The following is a 23,257-nucleotide window of genomic DNA, read 5'->3' as shown; positions in this document are numbered from 1 at the left end:
GTGAACGACACCCCACTTCGTTCCCTGTCCCGCTGCGACCCTACCGTGCCGGTCCCAACAACGCATTAACCTCGCATGACGTCTTCGTTAAAAACAAGAAGGCCGCCCCGAGGGACGGCCTTCCAGAATACGTACGGAGCAAACCTTAGTGGTGATGCTCTTCCGGAACGTCGTTCTCATCGGCCTGGATCAACTTGGCCAGGTCGTCGCGCGACATCTTGGCTTCGGTCTGGTCGGCAAGGCTGGCGATGTAGTCGACGACCTTGTTTTCGAAAACCGGCGCGCGGAGGCTCGCGAGAGCCTGGGCGTTCTTGCGGTAGTAGTCGTAAACCTGCTGTTCCTGGCCCGGGAAGCGACGGATTTCAGCAAGCAGAGCCTGCTGGTGTTCGTCGTCCGTCACCTGAACTTCGTTCTGGTTGCCGATTTCGGCAACGACGAGGCCGAGGCGAACGCGGCGCTCGGCAATACGCTTGTACTGTTCGCGGGCTTCTTCTTCGGTCGTGCCTTCGTCTTCGAAAGAACGGCCGTGGCCTTCGACTTCGTGCTGAACGCGCTGCCAGATGGTGGCGAATTCAGCGTCGACGAGCTGTTCCGGAACGTCAAACTTGTGGCCTTCGTCGAGCGCGTCGAGAATTTGGCGCTTGACGTGCTGACGGCTCATGCTGTCGAGCGCGGAGTCCATCTGTTCCTTGATGGTGTTGCGGAGGGCCGCAACGTCATCGAGGCCAAGGCGCTTGGCGAATTCATCGTCGAGCTCGCCCTGGTTCGGGCCGTCAACGTGCAGCACGGTGACGTCGAACGTGGCTTCCTTGCCGGCAAGTTCGGTATTGTTATAGTCGGCCGGGAAGGTGACCGTGATCGTCCGGGTCTCGTCCTTCTTCTGGCCAACGAGCTGTTCTTCGAAGCCAGGAATGAATTCGTTCGAGCCGACGGTCAGGTGAGCGTGGTCGGACTTGCCGCCTGGGAATTCGACGCCATCGATCTTGCCGACGAAGGAGAGACCGAGACGGTCGCCCTGTTCGACAACTGCGCCATCACCCTTGTCGGTGTAGCCACGATTCTGGGCGAACACACGGTTCACTTCAGCGTCGATTTCTTCTTCGGTGACTTCTACCACAGGCTTGTTCAGCTTGAGGCCCTTGAGGTCCATCAGCGAAACCGGCGGCAGCACTTCGTATTCGACTTCGAATGAGAGGTCCGACTTGCCATCGAGCACGTCGTTGATGACGTTCTGGTCCTGCGGCAGGTCAACCTTGGGCTGCGCTGCGGCGCGTTCCTTACGCTCGTCGAGCGTATCGGACACGGTCGAGTTGATCGCGTCGGTCATCACTTCGGACATGGCCGAGCGGCCATAGACTTTCTTCAGGTGCGCGGTCGGCACCTTGCCGGGACGGAAGCCCTTGATGTTGGCCTGGCCCTTGAGTTCGTCCAGCTTCGCGTCGAGGCGAGAATTGAGATCCGCCGCCGGGATCGTGACGCTGAGCTTGCGCTTCAGGCCTTCATTGAGGGTTTCAGTAACCTGCATGGGGGTTATTCCCGTATTGTTTGATCTCGTTAGGCCAGGACCGAGATGGTGCGGGTGAGAGGACTCGAACCTCCACGCCTTGCGGCGCTGGAACCTAAATCCAGTGCGTCTACCAATTCCGCCACACCCGCATGGGTACCCCGTCGGCCGGGTTGGGATGCATCTATATGAAGTGTGTGGGCCAGTCAAAGCCTCGATTGGGCATTCGAGCCGAATGCTGGGGCCTTTAGCCAAGATTTCACGCCTTGACGCGCTAACACACCCAAAAAAGCTCTGCCGGCAACCAGGATTGCACCCGGTCACCGGCAATAGAGGCACTATTGGCTCAGCGCTTAAGCAACACGACGCTGCGTCGACCGGCCCGTTTCTTCGCCACTCCCGCCCACGAGGAAGATCTCGGCGATGTCCTCGAGTTCGCGGGCCTGGCCTTCTGTCTGCTCGATGGCGGCATTGGTTTCTTCGACCAGAGCCGCATTGTGCTGCGTCATCTCGTCCATCTGCCGCACCGATGCTGCCGCTTCGGCAATGGCGCTCGATTGCGCCTTGCTGCCGCTGGCGATGGCATCCATCAGATCGCTGTTCTCACGCACATCGCCAAGCATGCTGGCAATGCGTTCTGCCGCATCGGACAGGAGCCGTGACCCCGTTGCGATTTCGGTGGATGAGCGCTCGATCAGCGATTTGACCTCAGCCGAGGCTTCTGCCGCCGATTGTGCCAGGCGCCGCACTTCCACGGCCACCACGGCAAAGCCCTTGCCAGCTTCGCCCGCCCGCGCCGCTTCCACAGAAGCGTTGAGCGCCAAGAGATTGGTTTGGAAGGCGATGTCGTCGATCATGCCGGCAATGTTGGAGATCTGCGACGATGACGTCAGGATACGCCCCATCGCGTCCTTCGCTTCGCTCATGACTGCACCGCTGGCTTCGGCCGTTTTGGAGACTGCACGGGCCTTGCCGCTTGCGGCATTGGCTCGGGTCGCATTCTCTTCCACGGTTTCCGAAAGATGGTCCATGGCCGTGCTGGTTTCCTGGATCGCCGAGGCCTGACGAGAGGTGCGCTCGGCAAGATCATTGGCACCAGCGAGAATGTCGCCCGTTGCCGAATGCAGCATGCTCGAAGACCGGCGGAGCCGCGAGATGATCTCGGCAAAACGGTCGACCGTGTCATTATAGGCAATGCGCACGACGTCGAGTTCGCCTTTGAACGTCTGATTGATCCGGCCGCGCAGATCGCCCTCCGCAAGTTTGCCCAGGCCTTCGCCTAGAAGATTGACCGCACGCTTCCGGTCCGTCACGTCGGTCGCGTATTTGACGATTTTAAAGACTTTGCCGTGCAAATCGAAGATCGGATTATAGGTGGCCTGGATCCAGACCTCCTTGCCACCCTTGCCGATGCGCAGATATTCGGCTGCCTGGTATTCGCCGCGGCCGAGTGCGTCCCAGAATTGCTTGTAAGAGGCAGAGCTGGCTTCTTTTTCCTGCACGAAGAGCCGGTGATGCCGGCCCTTGATCTCGTCGAGACGATAGCCGAGCGCGGAACAGAAATTGGCATTGGCGTCGAGTACTTCGCCTTGCGGCGAGAATTCGATGATGGCCTGCGAACGTGAGATGGCAGCGATCTGTCCCGCGAAGTCAGCCGAACTCAGCTTGGCGCTGGTGATGTCTGTGGCAAACTTGACGATCTTGACCGGCTTGCCTTCGGCATCCATCACCGGGTTGTAGCTCGCCTGGATCCACACATCCCGCCCGCCTTTGGCGAGGCGGCGATATTCGGCGGCCTGAAATTCGCCTTGGGCTAGGCGCTTCCAGAAAGCCTTGTAATCAGCGCCTTCGGATTCGGTCGGTTCGACAAAGATGCGATGGTGCTTGCCGCGGATCTCGTCCAGCGCATAGCCCATGACGTCCAGGAAATTCTGGTTAGCGTATAAAATATTGCCATTAAGATCGAATTCGATAACGGCCAGCGCGCGCGAAATGGCATCGAGCATAGCGCTATTGTTTTGCGCCAGTTGGCGGTCTGCGCGATTGAAAAGGCGGATTTTCAACGTATCCCCCCAGGGGTAACGCACGGAATAGTACGTAGGCTATTTGGTAACTGGGTTAGGTAAATTTTCTCCTGACATATTCATAATTCATGCGAAAACCGAACTTAATCTAAAATACGCATGCGTGGTCATGCTTGCTTTTTGATCAGTCGCTGCCTCGCCTCGACCCTCACTGCCCGAAAACCGCCAAAACAATCGGCAGTCTGGCTAAAAAATAATCAACGCCGGGTTTCGTGCGTAAGGACACGACATGGTCCCGCCAGCTAAATCCTTAAATACGCTAACTTTTCTTCTTTGGCATAGGCTGGCACAGGCCGTGCATACAATCTGGCGAAACGGGCCAAAACGGTCAGGAGGCACCAGTTGAAAAAAATCGAGGCGATCGTAAAGCCGTTCAAGCTCGACGAAGTCAAAGAGGCGCTGCAGGAAGTTGGCTTGCAGGGTATCACCGTGACCGAAGCCAAGGGTTTTGGCCGTCAAAAGGGCCATACCGAGCTCTATCGTGGTGCAGAATATGTGGTCGACTTCCTGCCCAAGGTGAAGGTTGAGGTAGTTTGCCCCGATGATCTCGCCGAAAAGGCGATCGAGGCGATCCGCAATGCAGCCCAGACCGGCCGTATCGGCGATGGCAAGATTTTCGTCTATTCCATCGAGCAGGCCATCCGTATCCGTACGGGCGAATTCGGCGACGACGCGCTCTAAGAAGCGCGCGCCTGCCAACCATCAAACAAAAATTTCCGTCTAAGACAGGGGAAGACCTATGACGACCGGTGCAGACATTATCCAGCGCATGAAGGACGAGAACATCAAGTATCTCGACGTGCGTTTCACCGACCTGCGCGGCAAGCTGCAGCACGTTACCATGGACGTTTCGGTCGTCGACGAAGACATGTTCGAAGACGGCGTGATGTTCGACGGTTCCTCGATCGCTGGCTGGAAGGCCATCAACGAGTCCGACATGGTGCTGATGCCCGATCCGAACTCGGCCTATATCGACCCCTTCTTCGCTGCCTCGACCCTCGCCATCAACTGCGACATTCTCGAGCCAGCAACCTATCAGCCTTATAACCGCGACCCACGCTCGATCGCGAAGAAGGCCGAAGGCCTCGTCAAGTCGTCCGGTATCGGCGACACCGTCGTATTCGGTCCAGAGCCCGAATTCTTCATCTTCGACGACGTCCGCTACTCGGCAACCACCTACAATGTTGGTTTCGCCCTCGACGCCGCCGAACTGCCGACTAACAACAACACCGAATATGAAGCCGGCAATAACGGCCACCACATCGGCCTCAAGAAGGGCTATTTCCCGGTTCCGCCGCTCGACAGCGCCCAGGACATGCGCGGCGAAATGCTCGAAGCCATGGGCCAGATGGGCGTCATCATCGAGAAGCACCACCACGAAGTGGCTTCCGCCCAGCACGAACTCGGCCTCAAGTACAAGCAGATGATCGCGTCGGCTGACGACGTCCTCATCTACAAGTATGCCGTACAGCAGGTTGCCAATGCCTATGGCAAGACCGCAACCTTCCTGCCGAAGCCTGTCTATGGCGATAACGGTTCGGGCATGCACTGCCACATGTCGATCTGGAAGGACGGCAAGCCGCTCTTCGCCGGCGACCAGTATGCCGGCCTCTCGATGGACTGCCTCTACTACATCGGCGGCGTCATCAAGCATGCCAAGTCGATCAACGCCTTCACCAACCCGACCACCAACTCCTACAAGCGTCTGGTGCCCGGCTTCGAAGCTCCGGTTCTCTTGGCATACTCGGCCCGTAACCGTTCGGCTTCGTGCCGTATTCCTTTCGGCCAGTCACCGAAGGCCAAGCGCGTCGAAGTTCGCTTCCCCGATCCGCTGGCAAACCCGTACCTGGCCTACACTGCGCTGCTGATGGCCGGCCTTGATGGCATCAAGAACAAGATCCACCCCGGCGAGCCGATGGACAAGGATCTCTATGAGCTGCCGAAGGACGAACTCAAGGAAATCCCGACCGTTTCCGGTTCGCTCCGCGAAGCGCTGGAAAACCTCGACAAGAACCGTGACTTCCTCAAGGTCGGCGGCGTCATGGACGACGACTTCATTGATGCCTACATCGAGCTGAAGATGCAGGAAGTCCTCCGCGTCGAAATGACCCCGCACCCGGTCGAATACGAAATGTACTTCTCGGCCTAATTGCTGGAACCAAGAATGAGAGAAGGGCCCTTCGGGGCCCTTTTTGTTTTACGGGTGTTTCGCGCTCATCAACTGCCGACGATCAGGAACCCAAGTCCATGATAACCCCTAGTCCGTCTTTCAAAGACAACCTGCAGCAGCTTCCAGCCATCGACGCCATCGCCCGTATCGACCTGATCGACGGGACTGACACAGTCGTCGCCACCATCGAGAATCAACCCGGAAAGCAGGGCTCAGTCGCGGTCTATCAATACCTTCGAGAGAGCTTTGGTGCGCTCGATGCCAATGCCGCCCGTCACGGTCTCGACATGTTCGGCGAACACACCGCCGATGCGCGCAATCGTCCCGGTGCCCATCCCAATATCGACCGTCTTATTGCCATCGCTGATGGCGCCGAACCGCTCGCGATCCGGATCATTGCCAAGGACCACGCCTGACCCTTGCCTTCAAACAACCGCATCTCGTTGCAAACTTTCCCAACGACATCATCGGGATAACCAAGACATGCTGAAGAGACTAACCCTGGCGGCGCTGCTTCTTTCCGCCGCGTCACCATCCGCCTTCGCATCCTCCGACGATGCCTGGGCAGAGTTCGCAACCAAGGTCGAGGAAGCCTGCCTCGGAGCCACCAGCGAAATCCTCACCGATGCCCGAACGACTGTCGATCCCTTCGGCAGTGAGAACTATGGACTGGCTGTCGTCACCGGCAAGGCCGACGCCACCACGACCAAGAGCGTCATCTGCGTCTACGACAAAAAGACCGAAGCGGTGGAAATCGGCGGCGAGCTGGACCTTCCTGCCGCAAGCTGAGCTGAATTTTGTGGTCGGGCTTGTGATCATGCCCGGCCGCAAAAGCTCCAGATGCCTCAGAAGCTAAGCCAATGGCGGATGCGTGAATTCGACGCGCGCCGCCGATCAAAACAATCGGATGCGGAATGAATGTCGTAGCCAGACCGCGTGCTCGTGTCTTAAGCATCTGATTTAAGCACTACCAGTGCATGCCGTCGTCTGGAGCGTCACGTGTATTCCAATCCATCAGAGGCTGATCAGCCTCCACGCGATGACATGAAGACGACCATCTTCGGTCGCGATTGGTCGCTGTCGCCGCTCGGAGATCGTGCGACATGGCCAAGCCAACTCAAGACGCTGGTCGGCATTATCCTCGCCTCTAATCAGCCCATGTTCGTCGCCTGGGGACCCAAGCGCACGCTGATCTACAACAACGCCTATAGCGAAATTCTTGCGTCCAAGCACCCAGCCGCTTTGGGCGAGGACTTGATGGACGTCTGGAGCGACATCGGGGCCGATCTTCTGCCCATCGTCGAGCGGACATATTCCGGCCAGCCCGTCGAGATGGACGACATTCGGTTCATCATGAACCGACGCGGCTATCCCGAGGAGACACACTTCTCCTTTTTCTACGCGCCGATCGCCGACGACAATGGCACTGTTATGGGCATCTACTGCGCCTGTAACGAAATTACAGCCCAGGTGCTTGGTGCCCGCCGCGGCGAAGAGACGGAAAAAGCCCTTCTAGCCGAACGCGACCGCACCCGCGCCAGCCAGGCCCAACAGGCTTTTCTTCTCGATCTCACCGATAATCTCCGTGCCCAACCGACGACATCAGCGATCATGCAACTAGCCAGCGACAGCCTGGGGAATTGGCTCGGCGCTGATCGCGTGTTCTATGCCGAAATCGCCGGCAGTCTCATGACCGTCGAATGCGAATATGCTGAGGGCGTCATCTCGCTGATCGGCCAGCATTCTCTCGGAGCTTTTGGCCCAGATCTGCTCTCCGCCTATCGATCGCAGACCGCGATCAGGGTGGATGACGTGGTCAACGACGAGCGCCTGAACGACGCGGCGCGCGAAGGTCTTGGTTCGCGGCAGGTTGGCTCTTTTGTCGACGTCGTCCTTTTCAAGGAAACTACGTTCGTCGGTCTTCTGGCCGTCCAGGCCAAGGCAGCGCGCGTCTGGACCTCCGAGGAAGAGGCTCTGATCCGCGAAGTCGCCGACCGCATGAAGTTCGCGGTGGAGCGCTCGCGCGCCGACGAAGACGCTTTCCGTGCAGCGACGCGGCACCGGCTTCGCGCCGAATTGGGTCAGGTGCTGCAAAGTCTATCGGATCCGATGGAAATCAAGTCCGCCGTCGCACGCCGACTGGGGCCGCATCTGGGTGTCGATCAGGCAAATTACTACCGTATCGAAGACGGCAAGTTCGTCGTGACGAACGAATGGCACGCTGATGGGCTGGCTGGCATGTTGGGTGTGCATCAGCTTGGCAGCTTCGCAAAATCGACTGTTCGCCTGCTAGAGGCTGGGTCTGTGCTGCGCGTCGATGACACGCGAACGCAACCCGATGCCGAAGCCTATTCCACCTTCGGCATGGGCGCTGCGCTCTCGGTACCACTCCATCGCAATGGGGCTTGGGTCGCCGGCCTTCATTTGCATCAGAGCACTCCTCGTTCCTGGACCGACGATGAGGAAGATCTCGTCAGGGAAGTTGCCGCCTATATCTGGGCAGCCTTGGAACGCGCGCGTGCGCAGCAGGAGTTGCGCGCGCTCAATGAAACCCTGGAACAGCAGGTCGCAGAGCGTTCGGCTGAACGCGATCGTCTCTGGAGCCTCTCTCAGGACATGTTCGCCCGAGCCGACTATAGCGGGATGATGTCTGCGGTCAGCCCCGCCTGGGAGCGCGTACTGGGTTGGTCCGAGGCGGAATTGCTCAGCCGCGGCTATGCCAGCTTTATGCACCCTGATGATACTACCCCGACGCTTGCAGCCATCAGCCGGATGGCTGAAACGCGGCGACCGACTCGTTTCGAAAATCGCATCGCAACCAGCGATGGTGGCTGGAAGTCGATCGAATGGACGGTCGCGCCCGAGGCTGATGGTCAGAATTTCGTCGCCGTCGGCCGCGATATGAGCCTCGTAAAAGCCAAGGAACATGCTTTGGTCGAGGCACAGGAGCAATTGCGCCAGAGCCAGAAGCTAGAGGCCATGGGCCAGTTGACCGGCGGCGTCGCGCACGACTTCAACAACCTGCTGACCCCGATCATCGGTTCGCTCGATATGTTGACGCGCACGGAGCTGACAAGCGACCGGCAGCGCCGTCTCATCGATCGTGCACTACAATCTGCCGAGCGCGCTAAGTTGTTGGTCCAGCGCCTTCTTGCCTTTGCTCGCCGTCAGCCGCTCCAGGCGACTGCCGTCGATGTCGGGGCTTTGATTGATAGCATGAAGGGTCTGATTGGCTCGACGCTTGGGCCCTCGATCAACATTACCCTCAACGTCGAGCCCGACTTGCCCCCCGCCAAGGCCGACGAGAATCAGCTTGAGATGGCGCTGCTCAATCTCGCGGTCAACGCCCGCGACGCTATGGCGGATGGCGGCAACCTGACCATAGCAGCCACGCTCGAGCAGTCGTCGGGCGTCACTAAGCTCGGCCTTTCTGCCGGTTGCTATCTACGCCTACGTGTCGTCGATACCGGCACGGGCATGGATGAAGCGACAATCGCCAGGGCAATCGAACCCTTCTTTTCCACCAAGGGAATCGGCAAGGGAACTGGCCTTGGCTTGTCGATGGTCCACGGCCTCACCGCCCAGCTCGGCGGCGCGCTCGATATCGTCAGCGCACCTGGCCAAGGCACATCGGTCGAGCTTTGGTTACCGGTGAGCGAGGGCTATGTCGATCTGAAGCCCGACGCGGAGCCAAGCTTCGCGCCGTCCGCCAAGCGAGGCACTGCTCTCTTGGTCGACGATGAACCACTGGTTCGCATGAACACGAGCGACATGCTGGTCGACCTGGGCTACATCGTCATCGAAGCCGCATCAGCCGAAGAGGCACTGCTGCTCGTCCAAAATGGCGCTATCCCCGACGTTTTGATTACGGACCATTTGATGCCCGGCATGACAGGCGCCGAGCTAGCGCGTGACATACGCCGCACCAAGCCGGATCTGCCAGTCGTCATTGTTTCGGGATATTCGGAGGTGGAAGGACTAGCGCCCGATCTCCCGCGCCTCACCAAACCCTTCCGCCATGCGGAGCTCGCCGAAATCTTGGCAGGTTTGATGCCTACGGTGGCGGTAGAAGGCGTTGGCTCCGCCTAGGCAGCAGATCATCTCGGCTCGCGCGTAGAATCGAAGCGCAGTTGCGACAGTCGCGGTCGCCCCAACGTTGCCACGCAGCCGAACCCACTCATTTTCTGGCCGGCCCAATTTCTCATGCCATGACCCTGTTCATTTTCACGCCTAAGCCGTTATGAGAGTCAGACGACGTTCGTGAAGCGAGACAGCCATGCCCTATACCGATGCTCTACTGACGCCACAGGAAATGGGGCAGGCGGATCGTCTGGCGATAGAGAGCGGCGTCCGATCCTTCCGCCTGATGGAAGCCGCCGGCAAAGCCGTCACCGAAGCCATCATCGAGCGCTATTACCAGCGCTCCGTCCTCGTCCTCTGCGGCACCGGCAATAATGGCGGCGACGGATTCATTGTGGCTCGGTTGCTGCAGCAACGCGGCTGGCCGGTGCAGGTTCGTATTCTCGGGGATCGCGACACGCTTCGCGGCGATGCCCAGGTCGCTGCCGAACAATGGACTGGTCGCATTGATCGCCCGACCGAGAAGGACATCGAAGACGCCGACCTCGTCATTGACGCCATTCTCGGTGCCGGGCTCGACCGCGACGTGGATGGCGAAATCGCCGACATCATCGGCCTCGTAAACGCATCGACGTTGCCCGTGGTCTCCATCGATGTCCCGAGCGGTATCGATGGCGCCAGTGGCGCCGTACGCGGCGTTGCCATGATCGCCGATATGACGGTCACCTTCTTCCGCCTCAAGCCAGGGCACCTGCTGCTTCCGGGCCGCCAGCATTGCGGTGAAGTCGTCCTGGCCGAAATCGGCATCCCCGAAAATGTTCTCGAACGCATCCTGCCGCGCGCCTGGCAGAACACGCGCAGCCTCTGGGGCCTGCCGCAAGCCATGGCTGATGGTCACAAATTCGACCGCGGCCATGTCATCGTTGTCTCTGGCAGTGAACTGGAAACCGGCGGCGCACGCTTGGCGGCCTATGGGGCTTTCCGGGTCGGCGCGGGCCTTGTGTCTATCACAGGCGCAACCGATGCGTTACGCATCCACGCTGCCCATATGACGGCCGTCATGCTCAAGCCAGCGAGCGATGCAGCGGAACTCTCCAAACTTCTCGAGGACAAGCGGATGAATGCCGTCGTTCTCGGCCCAGCCACCGGCATAGGCGCCGAAACCCGCGACAAAACGCTCTCGGTCCTCAACTCCGGCGCCAGCCTCGTCCTCGACGCCGATGGGATCAGCAGCTTTGCGAGCGAAAGCGAAACCCTTTTTGCCGCCATCAAGGCCAATCCGGATCGCGCCGTCGTTCTTACCCCGCATGAGGGGGAGTTTCAGCGTCTCTTCGGCAACGTGCCGGGCGGCAAGCTCGAACGCGCCCGCGCTGCTGCGCTGCATTCGGGAGCCGTTATCCTTCTCAAAGGCAGCGACACCGTCATCGCTGCGCCGGATGGGCGTGCTGCGATCAATGCCAACGCACCCACATGGCTGGGCACGGCCGGGGCAGGGGATGTGCTCGCCGGCATCATTGGTGGTCTTCTCGGTCAAGGCATGAACGGCTTTGAGGCTGCCTGTGCCGGCGCCTGGCTTCACGCGGAAGCCGCCAATCGTTTCGGCGGCCCCGGCATGATGAGCGAAGATCTCCCGCTCCTGCTGCCTGGAATACTGGCGACGCTTTAGTCCCAGCGCACCATCAGCCTTTCGAGCCCGTGGAAATGGTAGACGTCCGCGTATCGTGGCGTCTCGGCCAGCCTCAGCTTTGGCAAGCGCTCGAACAGCACCGACATGGCCTCTTGCAACTCGATCCGCGCAAGCGGCGCACCGATGCAGAAGTGTATGCCCGCGCCAAAGCTGACATTGGCCCCATCGGTGCGGAACGGATCGAAACGGTCGGCATTGGCGAAGCGAGAGGGATCGCGATTAGCCGCGCCGAGCATCAGCCCGATCACGTCACCTTTGCGTAACGGGATGCCCTCCACTTCGGTGTCCATCAAGGCGTAACGGGTAAAGAGATGCAGCGGGGCGTCGAACCTCAAGCATTCTTCCACAGTCGCTTCGGTCTGCTCTGGCGTCGCGAACAGCGTCTTGGGATCGAGCCCGCTTTCAAGGATCGACTTCACCCCATTGCCCGTCGTGTGCACCGTCGCCTCATGCCCGGCATTGAGCAGCAGGATCGCGGTGGACATCACCTCCTCATCACTCAACCGCTCGCCGCCCTGTTCGGCAGTCAGCATATGGGTAAGTAGGTCCTCGCGCGGAGTTTTGCGCCGTTCGCCAATGATCTCGCGCAGATAGGCCATGAAATCTGCCGACGCCTGATTGGCATCGAGCTCGGTCTCATGGGTCACGCCGAACATATACATGGTCACCATGCGGTTGGACCAATTGAGCAATTGCGGCGCCGATTCCGCCGGTAGCCCGATCATTTCGGCAATGATGATCGCGGGCAGGGGCGCGGCAAATGCCTTGATCAGGTCAACGCTCTCTTCGCCTTCAAACCCGTCGGTGATCTGGTTTGCCAATTGCCTGATACGCGGCCGCAACTGCTCGACCTGCCGCGAAACGAAGGCCCTGTTGACCAGTGTCCGCAGCCGGGTGTGGGCCGGCGGCTCAAGGTTCAGCAGCGAAAATTTCTCGGTGAGATCAAAATCCGCCACATGCGGCTTTGGCTGCGGCAGCCCTATTTCCTCGCGCGTCGCCACATGGAGAATTTCGCGCCCAAATCGTTTGTCGCGCAGCAGCGCTGACACCGATTTGAACCCACCAAAACACCAGTGCCCATATTCTTCCCAGAAAAATGCCGGGTTCGTCGCATGCCGCTCGGCATAGAAGGCATAAGGGTTCTGGAAAAACGCGGGATCGCGCGGTGCGGCGCTGGCGCTGAGGCCGGCCGGGATATCGGTGATGGGTTTGACTTGAATAATGGCGGCCATGGTCGTCCGAGAAGCTTGTTCGCCTCCACATTAGGCCCGGTCACGCCCCATGCAATTTATTTGTCCGTCTTCACAAAAAAAGCGACACAAATAGTCGGACATAGGTTGAGCCGCTCGTCCTCTGGCTGTCCAACCAAGGAGACCAGCCATGAAATTCCTTTGCCTTTTCAATTTTGCGCCAAATGCCTTTGACGGCGTAACGCCCGAAGAGATGCGCCGCCTCGATGATGCGACCATCGAACACGACCAAAAGTTGCGCAGGAGTGGCCACCTACTTCTCGCGTCCCCGCTCGAAGATGTCGCGACCGAGCGCGTTATCGATCGCCGCCGCCATCTCAAGGTCGCGCAGACCGACGGCCCGTTCGCCGAGACCAAGGAAGTCATCGGCGGCGTGGTGTTGATCGAGGCAAAGGACATGGACGAAGCGCTCGCGCTTTTTGCCGACGACCCAATCGCCGCCTACTGCCGCATCCAGATCAGGCCGCTCAAAGAAGACCACCGCCACAGCGAAACCGGCGAATCGCGACCCGAATTTCGCGCGCCATAAAATCTCCGCCGACCAAATCATGCCGAAAAGGCTTGGCAAGACGGCACCAATCATGTCTTGAGAGCGCCAAAAGCGACGAAGGATTTACCCCGTGAGCGACATCACCGTTTCCGAGGCGACCGATGCGGTTTACGCCTCGATCAAGAACAATAACGAAGACCTCGACCTGCACATTGCCGCTTTGAAGGCGGCAATGGCGCGTGAGGGTGCCAAGGAAGCCGTGTTCGAAACGGCAAAGCTTGCCCAGGGCAATCGCCAGGGCCGCAAGCTCATGCAGGCCTATTTCAAGAAAAAAGGCGTTGCCGTCTCGTTCGCTTGATCTTGGCAAGAGTGGCGCGGAAACGGGCAGGGGACATAGCCTTGCATCTCGCAACGTCCCAAACGCGGCATTCACCTTAGTGTCATTGTGTGGGGCTGGGTCTATTGAAGCCAGCCCCATTGCCGCCTATTTCTCCCTTTACCGCCCGTTAAGGCGGCATCGTCTGCAATCGGCCAGTCGCGCCGATTCGATTTTCATCCCAGAAACTGCCTTGCCTTGTGCGCGTTCGGGGCAGTCTCTCGGGACAAACCAACCAAGCCTGCCATTCGCTTGCGACGCTGATGGGGGCCAAGGGGCACAATATGCGGGATCCGCACGATCTTTACATGAACACGCTCGTACCCATGGTGGTCGAGCAGTCGAACCGTGGCGAACGCGCCTTCGACATTTACTCGCGCCTTCTGCGCGAGCGCATCATTTTCGTGACCGGTGTGGTCGAGGACAATATGGCCTCACTCATCGTCGCCCAGCTTCTGTTTCTCGAATCAGAGAACCCGAAGAAGGAAATCGCCATGTACATCAACTCGCCAGGCGGCGTGGTGACGGCTGGTCTTTCCATTTACGACACCATGCAGTTCATTCGTCCGGCCGTTGCCACCATGGTCATGGGCCAGGCTGCATCCATGGGTTCGTTGCTGCTCGCGGCAGGCGAAGCCGGCATGCGCACCTCGCTGCCGAACTCGCGCATCATGGTCCACCAGCCTTCCGGCGGCTTCCAGGGTCAGGTCACCGATATCCTGATTCATGCCAAGGAAGTCGAGGGCTTGAAGCGCCGTCTTAATCAGATTTATGAGAAGCACACGGGCCGTACCTACGAAGAAATCGAGAACGCTCTCGAGCGCGATCGCTTCCTATCGCCGGAAGAAGCCAAGACCTTCGGTCTGATTGATTCCATCCACGAAAAGCGCGCTGTTCCGGAGGCCTCTGCCTGATTTGGGGCGCGTTAATCACAATGCCGATGCGCTCTGGACTGTGATCCCGACGCAATTGCACGCAGCCGGAACGGCCTTTAAGGTCGTTTCGGCTTAGACTTTGTTTATGTCTTGCGCGTTACGGTTTCCGATAACGCTGATTTTGGGGGCCTCAAGCTCCCGGGAGTGACTAGATGTCCAAAGAGACAACGAACGGCGAAACCTCCAAGAACACGCTGTACTGCTCGTTCTGCGGTAAGTCGCAGCATGAGGTTCGCAAGCTGATCGCCGGGCCGACCGTATTCATCTGCGATGAATGCGTTGAGCTCTGCATGGACATCATCCGCGAAGAGAACAAGACCTCCATGGTCAAGTCCTCCGATGGCGTTCCAACCCCTGCAGAGATCTGCAAGGTGCTGGACGACTACGTCATCGGCCAGTTCCGCGCCAAGCGCGTGCTCTCCGTGGCTGTCCACAACCACTACAAGCGCCTTCACCACGCGACCAAGAATCAGGACGTTGAGCTTTCCAAGTCCAACATTCTGCTTATCGGTCCGACGGGTTCGGGTAAGACCCTGCTCGCCCAGACCCTGGCGCGCATTCTCGATGTGCCCTTCACCATGGCTGACGCCACGACCCTGACCGAAGCCGGTTATGTCGGTGAGGACGTCGAAAACATCATTCTCAAGCTGCTTCAGGCTGCCGACTACAATGTCGAAAAGGCCCAGCGCGGCATCGTCTATATCGACGAAGTCGACAAGATTTCCCGCAAGTCGGACAATCCGTCGATAACCCGCGACGTGTCGGGCGAAGGTGTGCAGCAGGCTCTCCTCAAGATCATGGAAGGCACCGTTGCCTCCGTGCCTCCGCAGGGCGGCCGCAAGCATCCGCAGCAGGAATTCCTGCAGGTCGACACGACGAATATTCTTTTCATCTGCGGTGGCGCTTTCGCCGGCCTCGAGAAGATCATTTCGGCGCGTGGCGAAGGCTCGGGTATCGGCTTTGCGGCCACCGTCAAGGATCCGCAGGACCGTCGCGTCGGCGATCTCCTTAAGGATGTTGCACCCGAAGATCTCGTCCGTTTCGGCCTGATCCCGGAATTCATTGGTCGTCTCCCGGTCCTCGCGACCCTCGAAGACCTCGATATTCCAGCCCTGATCGAAATCCTGACCGCTCCAAAGAACGCCCTCGTGCGTCAGTACCAGCGCCTCTTCCAGATGGAAGAAGTCGAACTGACCTTCCACGAAGACGCTCTCAAGGCGATCGCCGAGAAGGCGATCGAGCGCAAGACTGGTGCCCGCGGCCTCCGCTCGATCATGGAAGCTATCCTCCTCGACACCATGTACGACCTTCCCTCGCTCGAAGGCGTCGAGGAAGTCGTCATCTCGGAAGAAGTTGTGAAGGGCAAGGACGTCCGTCCGCTTTACATCTATTCCGAACGCCAGAAGGACGAAGAGCCCGCATCGGCCTAACCGCCTGTCACGGGTTACCTTTGGTTTACGGCCTTCAGCTTAAGTGCTGGAGGCCGTTTCGCTTTTTGCCTAAGAGACAGTCGGCCAGAACGTTTGCTTCGTTAGTTTTCTGCCATCTTGGCAGTGCGTAGTCCGTGGCATGGAGTTGTTGATGGGCGAAACTTTCGTTCTCGATATGGGAACGCTCATCATCGCGCGGATCATCACCTTTGTGATGTTTGCTGCTGGCATCACCATCATGACGCTGCGCCGCAGCCGCCCCGAAACGGTCCTCTTTTGCTGGGGTCTTCTCTGCGGCATCTGCGCTTGGGTCACCGCGATGTTCTCGCGTGCGACGGGCAATGATTGGGTGATCATCGCTTATGCCGGTTTTGTCAGCGCCAATGTCTCGTTCCAGTGGGCAGCCCTCTCGACGTTGACCGAGCGCCGGGTAAAGCGCGTCTGGTTTTTCATACCGCCCGCCGTATCGATGGTCCTTGTCGCCATCATCGGTCGCGATATCAGCACCGCCGCTTTCGTGACGTCCGCTGTCCTCTGCGTCCAATATGCGGTGCTTGCCTGGTTCATCGTCACGCTCGGACCGACCGCGGTACAAACGCGCACATCGATCCTCATGGCACTGGCTTATGCCGTGGCCTTTGTCGCCGCAGCCGGGCGCTTCGCTGGTGAGTTCCTCTGGCCCGACCTGATCGCCAATCCGATGGCGCCGGTGCCCGCTGTCACCCTGCCATTCCTCGGCGCCTATATCGGCACCATTCTGATCACGCTTTCCTGGGTTGCGGCGCTCAAGGACCGTGCCGAAGATGCGTTGGCCAATCTCGCCTTCCGGGACGAGCTGACTGGTCTCGCCAATCGCCGCCGCTTCTACGCCATGGGCGAAAGACTATTCGCCTCGGCCCAGCGCGATGGTCGAAATTTCTCGCTGATCTTGCTCGATATCGACCACTTTAAATCGGTCAATGATCGGTTTGGCCACGAAGAAGGCGACCGCGTTCTCGCGGCCGTAGCGCGCAATGTCCAAAAGCTCGCTCCCGAAGCCGAACTGTCGGCCCGTGTTGGTGGCGAAGAGTTCTGCTTGGTCTTCCCCGGTACGGATGCCGTCGACGCTCAGCGCCACGGTGAGCGCCTGCGCGATCTCGTGGCTTCGAGCGTAACCTTGCCCAACGGTGAGGCCGTCCGCTTTAGCGCCGGCATCGCCCAGGCATCGGATGAGGATGCTGTCCTCGCAGACGTCTATCGCCGCGCCGATAAGGCGCTCTATGCAGCCAAAGCAGGTGGCCGCGACCGTGCCGTCATCAGTCGGGTCGCCGCCTGATCTCAGGCATCGGTGACGAATTCCACCGGTCCCGGCTCTTCGCCCATGATCGAGCGGCCGAAGAGGCTCGCGACCAGATCGACCAGCAGCGTCGCGCTTTTGCCGCCGTGGTCCAAAAACGGGTTGAGCTCGACCACATCGAGGGAACCCACGACACCACTATCGTGCAGCATCTCCATGATCAGGTGCGCCTCGCGATAGGTGAGGCCACCCGGCACCAGCGTGCCGCCGCCGGGCGCGATAGCTGGATCGATCGCATCGACATCGAGGCTCACATGCAGATGCCCGCCCTCTGCCGCCACGCGCTTGAGGATCGGCTGCATCAGCGCCACAACACCTGATTGATCGATCTTGCGCATATCGACGACCTCGACCCCGCGCGCCTGCAGCAAGCGCCGCTCCTCCCGGTCGATCGACCGCGCCCCAAAGATCGTAACATTGCGCGGATCGACCCGCCCGAGCCAGTTAGCCTTGAAGCTGTCGTCAAAACCCGGCTCACCGCAGAGCAGCGCCAGCGGCATGCCGTGCAGATTTCCAGAAGGGGAGGTGTCTGGCGTATTGTAGTCAGCATGTGCATCTATCCAGATCACATGCACCGGCTTGCTCTTCTCAGCGCAATGCCGCGACACCGCTGAAAGCGTGCCCATGGCGATCGAGTGGTCACCACCGATAAACAGCGGAAAACCGCCTTCAGCCAGAATGTCGTAGCCGGCGTCGCTCGTCCGCGCGGCGAGATCTAGCACGTCGGCCTTTCGTTCATCTGGTAGCCGCCAGCTCGATGGATTGGTCGTCACCGCGGCCACCGGACGCCGCAGATCGCCATGGTCGGCGATCTCATGCTCCAGCTCGACCAGTGCCTCCAAGAGACCTGCCACCCGCAGCGCTTCCGGCCCCATGCCGCAGCCCCGCACCGAGGCTCCAGCCGCCGTCGCGATACCGAGAATATCGATGCGTTTGGTCTTGCTGGCCATGCGAGTGCTCCGGTCGGGTCAAATCAGGGTCATCAATGGCCCCCACCATTGCATGGCTCCACCCCCGACCCAATCTCTGGACTGCACCAAAATCCAGATTCTCCTTTGCAGCCAAGGCACATGGCTGTTCCTGTCCTATCGCGCATGTCTCCTGTGCAGAGACCATCGCAAGGTCACAAAACCGCAATGATTGACTTGCGGGGAGCCCACTCCACCCTATTTATTAACCTGAATCGCCCAGCCTTAACGGATTGGGCAGTCGCAATACGGGCGCGCTACCCCAATTCCTCCCGGCGCGCCCCGGAAAGGAAATGTGATGTCGGACGTCAATCCCACCGGCGAAACGAGCCGGGACCGGGTTTACCCGGTTCTCCCCCTGCGCGACATCGTTGTCTTCCCTGGTATGATCGTGCCGCTTTTTGTCGGCCGCGAAAAATCCGTCAAGGCACTTGAAGAGGTCATGCGCGACGACAAGCATATTCTTGTCGTGACCCAGAAGAATGCGCAGGACGATGATCCAGCCCCGGACCAGATATATGGCACCGGCACGATCGCGACTGTGCTCCAGCTTCTGAAACTCCCCGACGGCACCGTAAAGGTCCTCGTGGAAGGCCTCAGCCGCGCGACCATCGATCAGTACCTTCAGACCGAAGAATATTTCGAAGCCGAAGCCAGCCCGCTTCCTGAGCCCGAGGAAGACGCGACTGAACTCGAAGCTTTGGCGCGCTCGGCCCAGAGCGAGTTTGAAAACTACGTCAAGCTGAACAAGAAGATCTCGGCAGAGGTCGTGGCTGCGGTCGGTCAGATCGAAAGCCCGAGTAAGCTCGCCGATACCATTGCCAGCCACCTCGTCATCAAGATCCCGGAAAAGGAAGACTTGCTGTCGACCGTTTCCGTCATCGAACGCTTCCAGAAGGTCATTGGCCTCATGGAAGGCGAGATCGGCGTCTTGCAGGTCGAAAAGCGCATCCGCTCGCGCGTCAAGCGCCAGATGGAGAAGACGCAGCGCGAGTACTATCTCAACGAGCAGATGAAGGCGATCCAGAAGGAACTCGGCGACGGCGAAGACGGCGCCAACGAGATCACCGAACTGGAAGACCGCATCGCCAAGACCAAGCTGTCCAAGGAAGCGCGGGCCAAGGCTGATGGCGAAGTCAAAAAGCTCAAGGCCATGAGCCCGATGTCGGCTGAAGCCACCGTCGTGCGTAACTATCTTGATACGCTTCTTGGCCTTCCATGGGGCAAGAAGTCCAAGGTCAAGCGCGACCTGAACCTTGCCGAAAAGGTGCTGGACGAAGACCACTACGGTCTCGAAAAGGTCAAGGAACGTATCCTTGAATATCTGGCCGTGCAGGCACGCACCGGCACGCTCAAGGGCCCGATCCTCTGCCTCGTCGGCCCTCCGGGCGTCGGCAAGACCTCGCTCGGCAAGTCGATCGCCAAGGCGACCGGCCGCGAATTCGTGCGCATGGCGCTCGGTGGCGTCCGTGACGAAGCCGAAATCCGCGGTCACCGTCGCACCTATATCGGCTCCATGCCCGGCAAGATCATCCAGTCGCTCAAGAAGGTCGGCAAGTCCAACCCGCTCTTCCTGCTCGACGAGATCGACAAGATGGGCCAGGATTTCCGTGGTGATCCGTCTTCGGCTCTGCTCGAAGTGCTTGATCCCGAACAGAACAACACGTTCGCCGATCACTACCTCGAGGTCGACTATGACCTTTCGGACGTGATGTTCGTGACGACTTCGAACACGCTGAACATCCCCGGCCCGCTGATGGACCGCATGGAGATCATTCGCCTCTCGGGTTACACCGAAGAGGAGAAGCACGCGATCGCCAAGCAGCACCTGATACCGGAAGCCGCCAAGGAGAACGGCGTCGCTCATGGCGAGTTCGTGCTCAGCGACGAGATGCTGATGAAGGTCATTCGCGGCTATACCCGCGAAGCCGGCGTCCGCAATCTCAAGCGCGAGATTTCGAAGCTGATGCGCAAGGCCGTGACGGATATCGTCCGCACCAAGGTCAAGTCGATTGAGATCACTGAAGAAAAGCTCGCCGAATATCTCGGCCCTCTGATCTTCAAGCATGGTGAGATCGAAGCTGAATCCCAGGTTGGTCTCGTGACGGGTCTCGCCTGGACTTCGGTTGGCGGCGAAATCCTGACCATCGAAGGCGTGATGACGCCGGGCAAGGGCCGCATGACGGTCACCGGCAACATCAAGGAAGTGATGAAGGAATCGCTGACCGCGGCCACGGCCTATGTCCGGTCCCGCTCGATCGACTTCGGCATCAAGCCGCCGATGTTCGATACGCGCGACATCCACGTCCACCTTCCCGAAGGCGCAACGCCCAAGGACGGCCCGTCGGCTGGTATCGGTCTTGCAACCGCGATCGTCTCGGTAATGACCGGCATTCCGGTTCGCAACGATGTTGCCATGACCGGCGAAATCACGCTGCGGGGCAGGGTGCTTCCCATCGGTGGTCTCAAGGAAAAGCTCCTTGCAGCCCTCCGCGGCGGCATCAAGACCGTGCTGATCCCTGAAGAAAACGTCCGTGACCTCATCGAGATTCCGGACATCGTCAAGGAAGGCATGGAGATCGTCCCGGTCAGCCGTATGGACCAGGTCATCGAACGTGCCCTCGTGCGCAAGCCGGAAGCCATCGAATGGAATTTCGAAGAGGCTCCAGCCGTCGCCAAGACCGATCCGGTCGAAGACAATGCGGCAAGCCTGACGCACTGATTTGTGCAACGAATATGAAAACGGCGGCCTCCAAGGCCGCCGTTTTTCTTTGTGCCGTCAGTGGCCCTGTTTCCAAGAGCCCTCATGGTGAGGTGCTCTGCAGAGCAAAGCCTCGAACCACGAGAGCGAGCGATTGGAGGCTCAAGCGCCACGCCCTCGTGGTTCGAGGCTCCGCTGCGCTCCGCACCTCATCATGAGGACTACTTGGAACCCTGCGCTGCCTTACTTCCCCTCATCCCCTCAACCATATATCCCAGCCCGCGCTCAAACGCCGCCTCAGTATTGATGCTCCCCTCCTTCTCCAGCGACCGAAACGCCTCCGCCAAAATCGGAAACGGCTTCAACTCGCCATCGATATCCCCATCCTGACCCTCTTCCTCCGCCCGCCGCTCGCGCTCGCCCTGTTCTTCGAGCACATATCCGACAACGTAGCGCGCGATCGAAATTGAGATATGTAGCGCTTCTTCCGCTGTAAATCCCGCATCGACATAGAGCTTGAGCTGCAGCTCTGCGTCCGCAAAATCCGTTGTCGAGGGCCGCGTGCCCGCTGCGATCCGCGCTCCATCCCGCACCGCCAGCAGCGTCGTGCGCATGCTCCGCGCTGTCGCATAGGTGAACTCCACCCAGTCCTCGCCGGGCGAGGGCAGGCGGTGCGTGTGATAGCGCGCCAGCATTTCGCTGTTGATGGCGTCGAGCAGCGCAGACTTGTTCCTGAAATGCCAATAGAGCGCCGGTTGCTGCACCCCTAGCCGCTCCGCCAGTTTTCGCGTCGTCAGTTTGTCGATGCCCACTTCATTCAGCAAGGCGAGCGCCTCATCGACAATACGTCCGCGATCGATAGCCATACGTAATCCTCTTGACTTATCAGCGATAAAGGAGCTTATCACGGATAAATAACTTATCGATGATAAATTACCTTTGGAGGTCCTGATGAACAAGGCCCTGATTGTCATTCTCGCGACCGTCGCCATCGATGCGATCGGCGCCGGTCTTATTTTCCCCATCCTGCCTGAACTGCTGACGCAGCTTACTCAGGGTGGCGATATTGGCTTTCTCTATGGAGCCATGCTCGCTGTCTATGCCACGATGCAATTTGTGGCGTCGCCCGTCCTTGGCGCGTTGAGCGATCGCTTTGGCCGGCGTCCGGTGCTCTTGCTTTCCTTGGCAGGCACTTTGCTCGATTATCTCGTCATGGCGCTGACGCCTCTCGGCTGGGTCTTGGTCGTCGGCCGCGCCATGGCCGGAATCACCAGCGCCAATATGGCTGTCGCCACGGCTTACATCACCGACATCACCCCGCCCGAACAACGCGCCCAACGCTTTGGTTTGGTTGGCGCGGTGATGAGTTCAGGGTTTATCATCGGCCCAGTCATCGGCGGCGTTCTCGGCGCGTGGTGGCCCCGTTCGCCCTTCCTCGCCGCAGCGCTTTTCAACGGCATCAATCTGATCGTTGCTCTCTTCGTGCTTCCCGAAAGCCGCAAGGCAACGGAGGGAAAATTCGATATCAAGCAACTTAATCCTTTGGCGCCGCTGCTCTGGCTGTGGAATTTCAAGCCGCTGCTGCCCATGGTCGTCGTCTCGGTCGTCTTCGGCCTGATAGCCGCGGTCCCCGGCACGATCTGGGTCTTCTATGGTGCGGAGCGGTTCGGTTGGGACTCGGTGCATATAGGCATGTCCCTTTCGGTCTTCGGCGTCACCGGCGCTCTGGCTCAAGCCTTCCTTGTCGGTCCGTTGACCAGGCGCTTCGGCGATTTAGGTACGCTTATGATTGGCGTCGCCTTTGATACGCTGGCTTACACCTTGATGGCCTTCGCCTATCAAAGCTGGATGGGTTATGCGCTCACCCCGCTCTTCGCCCTCGGTGGCGTTGCCATGCCTGCGCTCCAGTCGTTGCTGACGAGCAAGGTCAGTGATGAGCAGCAAGGTCAGTTACAAGGCGTTCTAACCAGTCTGATGAGCCTTGCTGGTATTGTCGGCCCCGTCCTCACCACAGTGATCTTCTTTGCCACACGGGATATCTGGATCGGCACAATCTGGCTGGTCGGTGCTGCGCTTTATCTCCTGGCAACACCGCTCTTTGCGACTGTCAGATCCCCAAAGCCAGTCCCGGCATAAGAAAGGGATCGCTGCTGCCGAAGTCTGTCAGCACCATTCGTCGATACATCTAGAGCAAATGGCTTGCCTCGCGCTGTTCTCAGGCGCAGACAAGCCATCCTCATTCTGCA

18 protein-coding genes and 1 tRNA gene are annotated in these 23,257 nt (G+C 59.3%); 13 read left to right on the top strand and 6 right to left on the bottom strand.

Annotated features, from left to right (window positions below; translation table 11 throughout):
• Window positions 1-145: 145 nt before the first annotated feature.
• From tig to DevBK_RS05895, 3 genes are all read right to left on the bottom strand, one after another.
• Window positions 146-1,525, bottom strand: a complete 1,380-nt coding sequence (gene tig, locus DevBK_RS05905) for a trigger factor (protein ID WP_317184786.1) — start codon at window positions 1,523-1,525, stop codon at window positions 146-148.
• A 46-nt stretch (window positions 1,526-1,571) separates the two neighbouring features.
• A tRNA-Leu gene (locus tag DevBK_RS05900) sits at window positions 1,572-1,656 on the bottom strand.
• Window positions 1,657-1,857: 201 nt separating this feature from the next.
• Window positions 1,858-3,567, bottom strand: a complete 1,710-nt coding sequence (locus DevBK_RS05895) for a methyl-accepting chemotaxis protein (RefSeq protein ID WP_317184785.1) — start codon at window positions 3,565-3,567, stop codon at window positions 1,858-1,860.
• Window positions 3,568-3,930: 363 nt separating this feature from the next.
• Here DevBK_RS05895 and DevBK_RS05890 point away from each other — a divergent pair, with 363 nt between their 5' ends.
• The 6 genes from DevBK_RS05890 to DevBK_RS05865 all read left to right on the top strand — a co-directional run bounded on the left by DevBK_RS05890 (window position 3,931) and on the right by DevBK_RS05865 (window position 11,504).
• On the top strand, window positions 3,931-4,269 hold the full coding sequence (locus DevBK_RS05890; protein WP_046136017.1) for a P-II family nitrogen regulator: 339 nt from the start codon (window positions 3,931-3,933) through the stop codon (window positions 4,267-4,269).
• 58 nt (window positions 4,270-4,327) lie between these two features.
• Window positions 4,328-5,737: a type I glutamate--ammonia ligase gene (gene glnA, locus DevBK_RS05885; protein ID WP_317184784.1), complete on the top strand. Its 1,410-nt coding sequence runs from the start codon at window positions 4,328-4,330 to the stop codon at window positions 5,735-5,737.
• A 98-nt stretch (window positions 5,738-5,835) separates the two neighbouring features.
• Window positions 5,836-6,174 carry a DUF2322 family protein gene (locus DevBK_RS05880; RefSeq protein ID WP_317184783.1) on the top strand — a complete coding sequence of 113 codons (339 nt, stop codon included), beginning with the start codon at window positions 5,836-5,838 and terminating at the stop codon, window positions 6,172-6,174.
• Between the two features lie 67 nt (window positions 6,175-6,241).
• Window positions 6,242-6,547, top strand: coding sequence for a hypothetical protein (locus DevBK_RS05875; protein WP_317184782.1), 306 nt, complete (start codon window positions 6,242-6,244; stop codon window positions 6,545-6,547).
• Between the two features lie 255 nt (window positions 6,548-6,802).
• Window positions 6,803-9,847 carry a GAF domain-containing protein gene (locus tag DevBK_RS05870; RefSeq protein WP_317184781.1) on the top strand — a complete coding sequence of 1,015 codons (3,045 nt, stop codon included), beginning with the start codon at window positions 6,803-6,805 and terminating at the stop codon, window positions 9,845-9,847.
• A gap of 187 nt (window positions 9,848-10,034) precedes the next feature.
• Window positions 10,035-11,504 (top strand): NAD(P)H-hydrate dehydratase, encoded by a 1,470-nt coding sequence (locus DevBK_RS05865; protein ID WP_317184780.1) that lies wholly within the window; start codon window positions 10,035-10,037, stop codon window positions 11,502-11,504.
• On the opposite strand, the gene DevBK_RS05860 is transcribed toward DevBK_RS05865, so the two are convergent.
• On the bottom strand, window positions 11,501-12,757 hold the full coding sequence (locus DevBK_RS05860) for a cytochrome P450 (RefSeq protein WP_317184779.1): 1,257 nt from the start codon (window positions 12,755-12,757) through the stop codon (window positions 11,501-11,503). The genes DevBK_RS05865 and DevBK_RS05860 overlap by 4 nt on opposite strands.
• A gap of 148 nt (window positions 12,758-12,905) precedes the next feature.
• Here DevBK_RS05860 and DevBK_RS05855 point away from each other — a divergent pair, with 148 nt between their 5' ends.
• The 5 genes from DevBK_RS05855 (at window position 12,906) to DevBK_RS05835 (ending at window position 17,321) form a co-directional block, all read left to right on the top strand.
• Window positions 12,906-13,304 carry a YciI family protein gene (locus tag DevBK_RS05855; RefSeq protein ID WP_317184778.1) on the top strand — a complete coding sequence of 133 codons (399 nt, stop codon included), beginning with the start codon at window positions 12,906-12,908 and terminating at the stop codon, window positions 13,302-13,304.
• A 91-nt stretch (window positions 13,305-13,395) separates the two neighbouring features.
• Entirely contained in the window at window positions 13,396-13,623 is a 228-nt protein-coding gene (locus tag DevBK_RS05850) for a hypothetical protein (RefSeq protein WP_062631327.1), read from the top strand.
• A 302-nt stretch (window positions 13,624-13,925) separates the two neighbouring features.
• Complete coding sequence (locus DevBK_RS05845) at window positions 13,926-14,555, top strand: ATP-dependent Clp protease proteolytic subunit (protein ID WP_061907244.1); 630 nt, start codon at window positions 13,926-13,928, stop codon at window positions 14,553-14,555.
• Between the two features lie 173 nt (window positions 14,556-14,728).
• Entirely contained in the window at window positions 14,729-16,006 is a 1,278-nt protein-coding gene (clpX, locus tag DevBK_RS05840) for an ATP-dependent Clp protease ATP-binding subunit ClpX (protein WP_061906722.1), read from the top strand.
• 151 nt (window positions 16,007-16,157) lie between these two features.
• Window positions 16,158-17,321, top strand: coding sequence for a sensor domain-containing diguanylate cyclase (locus tag DevBK_RS05835; RefSeq protein WP_162243197.1), 1,164 nt, complete (start codon window positions 16,158-16,160; stop codon window positions 17,319-17,321).
• Window positions 17,322-17,323: 2 nt separating this feature from the next.
• On the opposite strand, the gene rocF is transcribed toward DevBK_RS05835, so the two are convergent.
• Window positions 17,324-18,292 (bottom strand): arginase, encoded by a 969-nt coding sequence (gene rocF, locus DevBK_RS05830; RefSeq protein ID WP_317184777.1) that lies wholly within the window; start codon window positions 18,290-18,292, stop codon window positions 17,324-17,326.
• 316 nt (window positions 18,293-18,608) lie between these two features.
• On the opposite strand from rocF, the gene lon reads away from it, so the two are divergent.
• On the top strand, window positions 18,609-21,032 hold the full coding sequence (gene lon / locus DevBK_RS05825) for an endopeptidase La (protein WP_061906719.1): 2,424 nt from the start codon (window positions 18,609-18,611) through the stop codon (window positions 21,030-21,032).
• A gap of 200 nt (window positions 21,033-21,232) precedes the next feature.
• Here the strand turns inward: lon and DevBK_RS05820 are convergent, their stop codons facing one another.
• On the bottom strand, window positions 21,233-21,877 hold the full coding sequence (locus DevBK_RS05820; RefSeq protein WP_061906718.1) for a TetR/AcrR family transcriptional regulator C-terminal domain-containing protein: 645 nt from the start codon (window positions 21,875-21,877) through the stop codon (window positions 21,233-21,235).
• Window positions 21,878-21,962: 85 nt separating this feature from the next.
• Here DevBK_RS05820 and tet(30) point away from each other — a divergent pair, with 85 nt between their 5' ends.
• On the top strand, window positions 21,963-23,147 hold the full coding sequence (gene tet(30), locus DevBK_RS05815; protein WP_317184776.1) for a tetracycline efflux MFS transporter Tet(30): 1,185 nt from the start codon (window positions 21,963-21,965) through the stop codon (window positions 23,145-23,147).
• Window positions 23,148-23,257 lie beyond the last annotated feature (110 nt).

Source organism: Devosia sp. BK, from assembly GCF_032907385.1.
In the GTDB taxonomy this organism is placed as follows: domain Bacteria; phylum Pseudomonadota; class Alphaproteobacteria; order Rhizobiales; family Devosiaceae; genus Devosia.
This window is presented reverse-complemented; position numbering and strand designations above follow the sequence as displayed.

Coding starts and splice junctions, on each gene's coding strand:
- tig (WP_317184786.1), bottom strand. CDS start 1,525: ATGCAGGTTACTGAAACCCTCAATGAAGGCCTGAAGCGCAAGCTCAGC.
- glnA (WP_317184784.1), top strand. CDS start 4,328: ATGACGACCGGTGCAGACATTATCCAGCGCATGAAGGACGAGAACATC.
- DevBK_RS05880 (WP_317184783.1), top strand. CDS start 5,836: ATGATAACCCCTAGTCCGTCTTTCAAAGACAACCTGCAGCAGCTTCCA.
- DevBK_RS05875 (WP_317184782.1), top strand. CDS start 6,242: ATGCTGAAGAGACTAACCCTGGCGGCGCTGCTTCTTTCCGCCGCGTCA.
- DevBK_RS05870 (WP_317184781.1), top strand. CDS start 6,803: ATGAAGACGACCATCTTCGGTCGCGATTGGTCGCTGTCGCCGCTCGGA.
- DevBK_RS05865 (WP_317184780.1), top strand. CDS start 10,035: ATGCCCTATACCGATGCTCTACTGACGCCACAGGAAATGGGGCAGGCG.
- DevBK_RS05860 (WP_317184779.1), bottom strand. CDS start 12,757: ATGGCCGCCATTATTCAAGTCAAACCCATCACCGATATCCCGGCCGGC.
- DevBK_RS05855 (WP_317184778.1), top strand. CDS start 12,906: ATGAAATTCCTTTGCCTTTTCAATTTTGCGCCAAATGCCTTTGACGGC.
- DevBK_RS05845 (WP_061907244.1), top strand. CDS start 13,926: ATGCGGGATCCGCACGATCTTTACATGAACACGCTCGTACCCATGGTG.
- clpX (WP_061906722.1), top strand. CDS start 14,729: ATGTCCAAAGAGACAACGAACGGCGAAACCTCCAAGAACACGCTGTAC.
- DevBK_RS05835 (WP_162243197.1), top strand. CDS start 16,158: ATGGGCGAAACTTTCGTTCTCGATATGGGAACGCTCATCATCGCGCGG.
- rocF (WP_317184777.1), bottom strand. CDS start 18,292: ATGGCCAGCAAGACCAAACGCATCGATATTCTCGGTATCGCGACGGCG.
- lon (WP_061906719.1), top strand. CDS start 18,609: ATGTCGGACGTCAATCCCACCGGCGAAACGAGCCGGGACCGGGTTTAC.
- DevBK_RS05820 (WP_061906718.1), bottom strand. CDS start 21,877: ATGGCTATCGATCGCGGACGTATTGTCGATGAGGCGCTCGCCTTGCTG.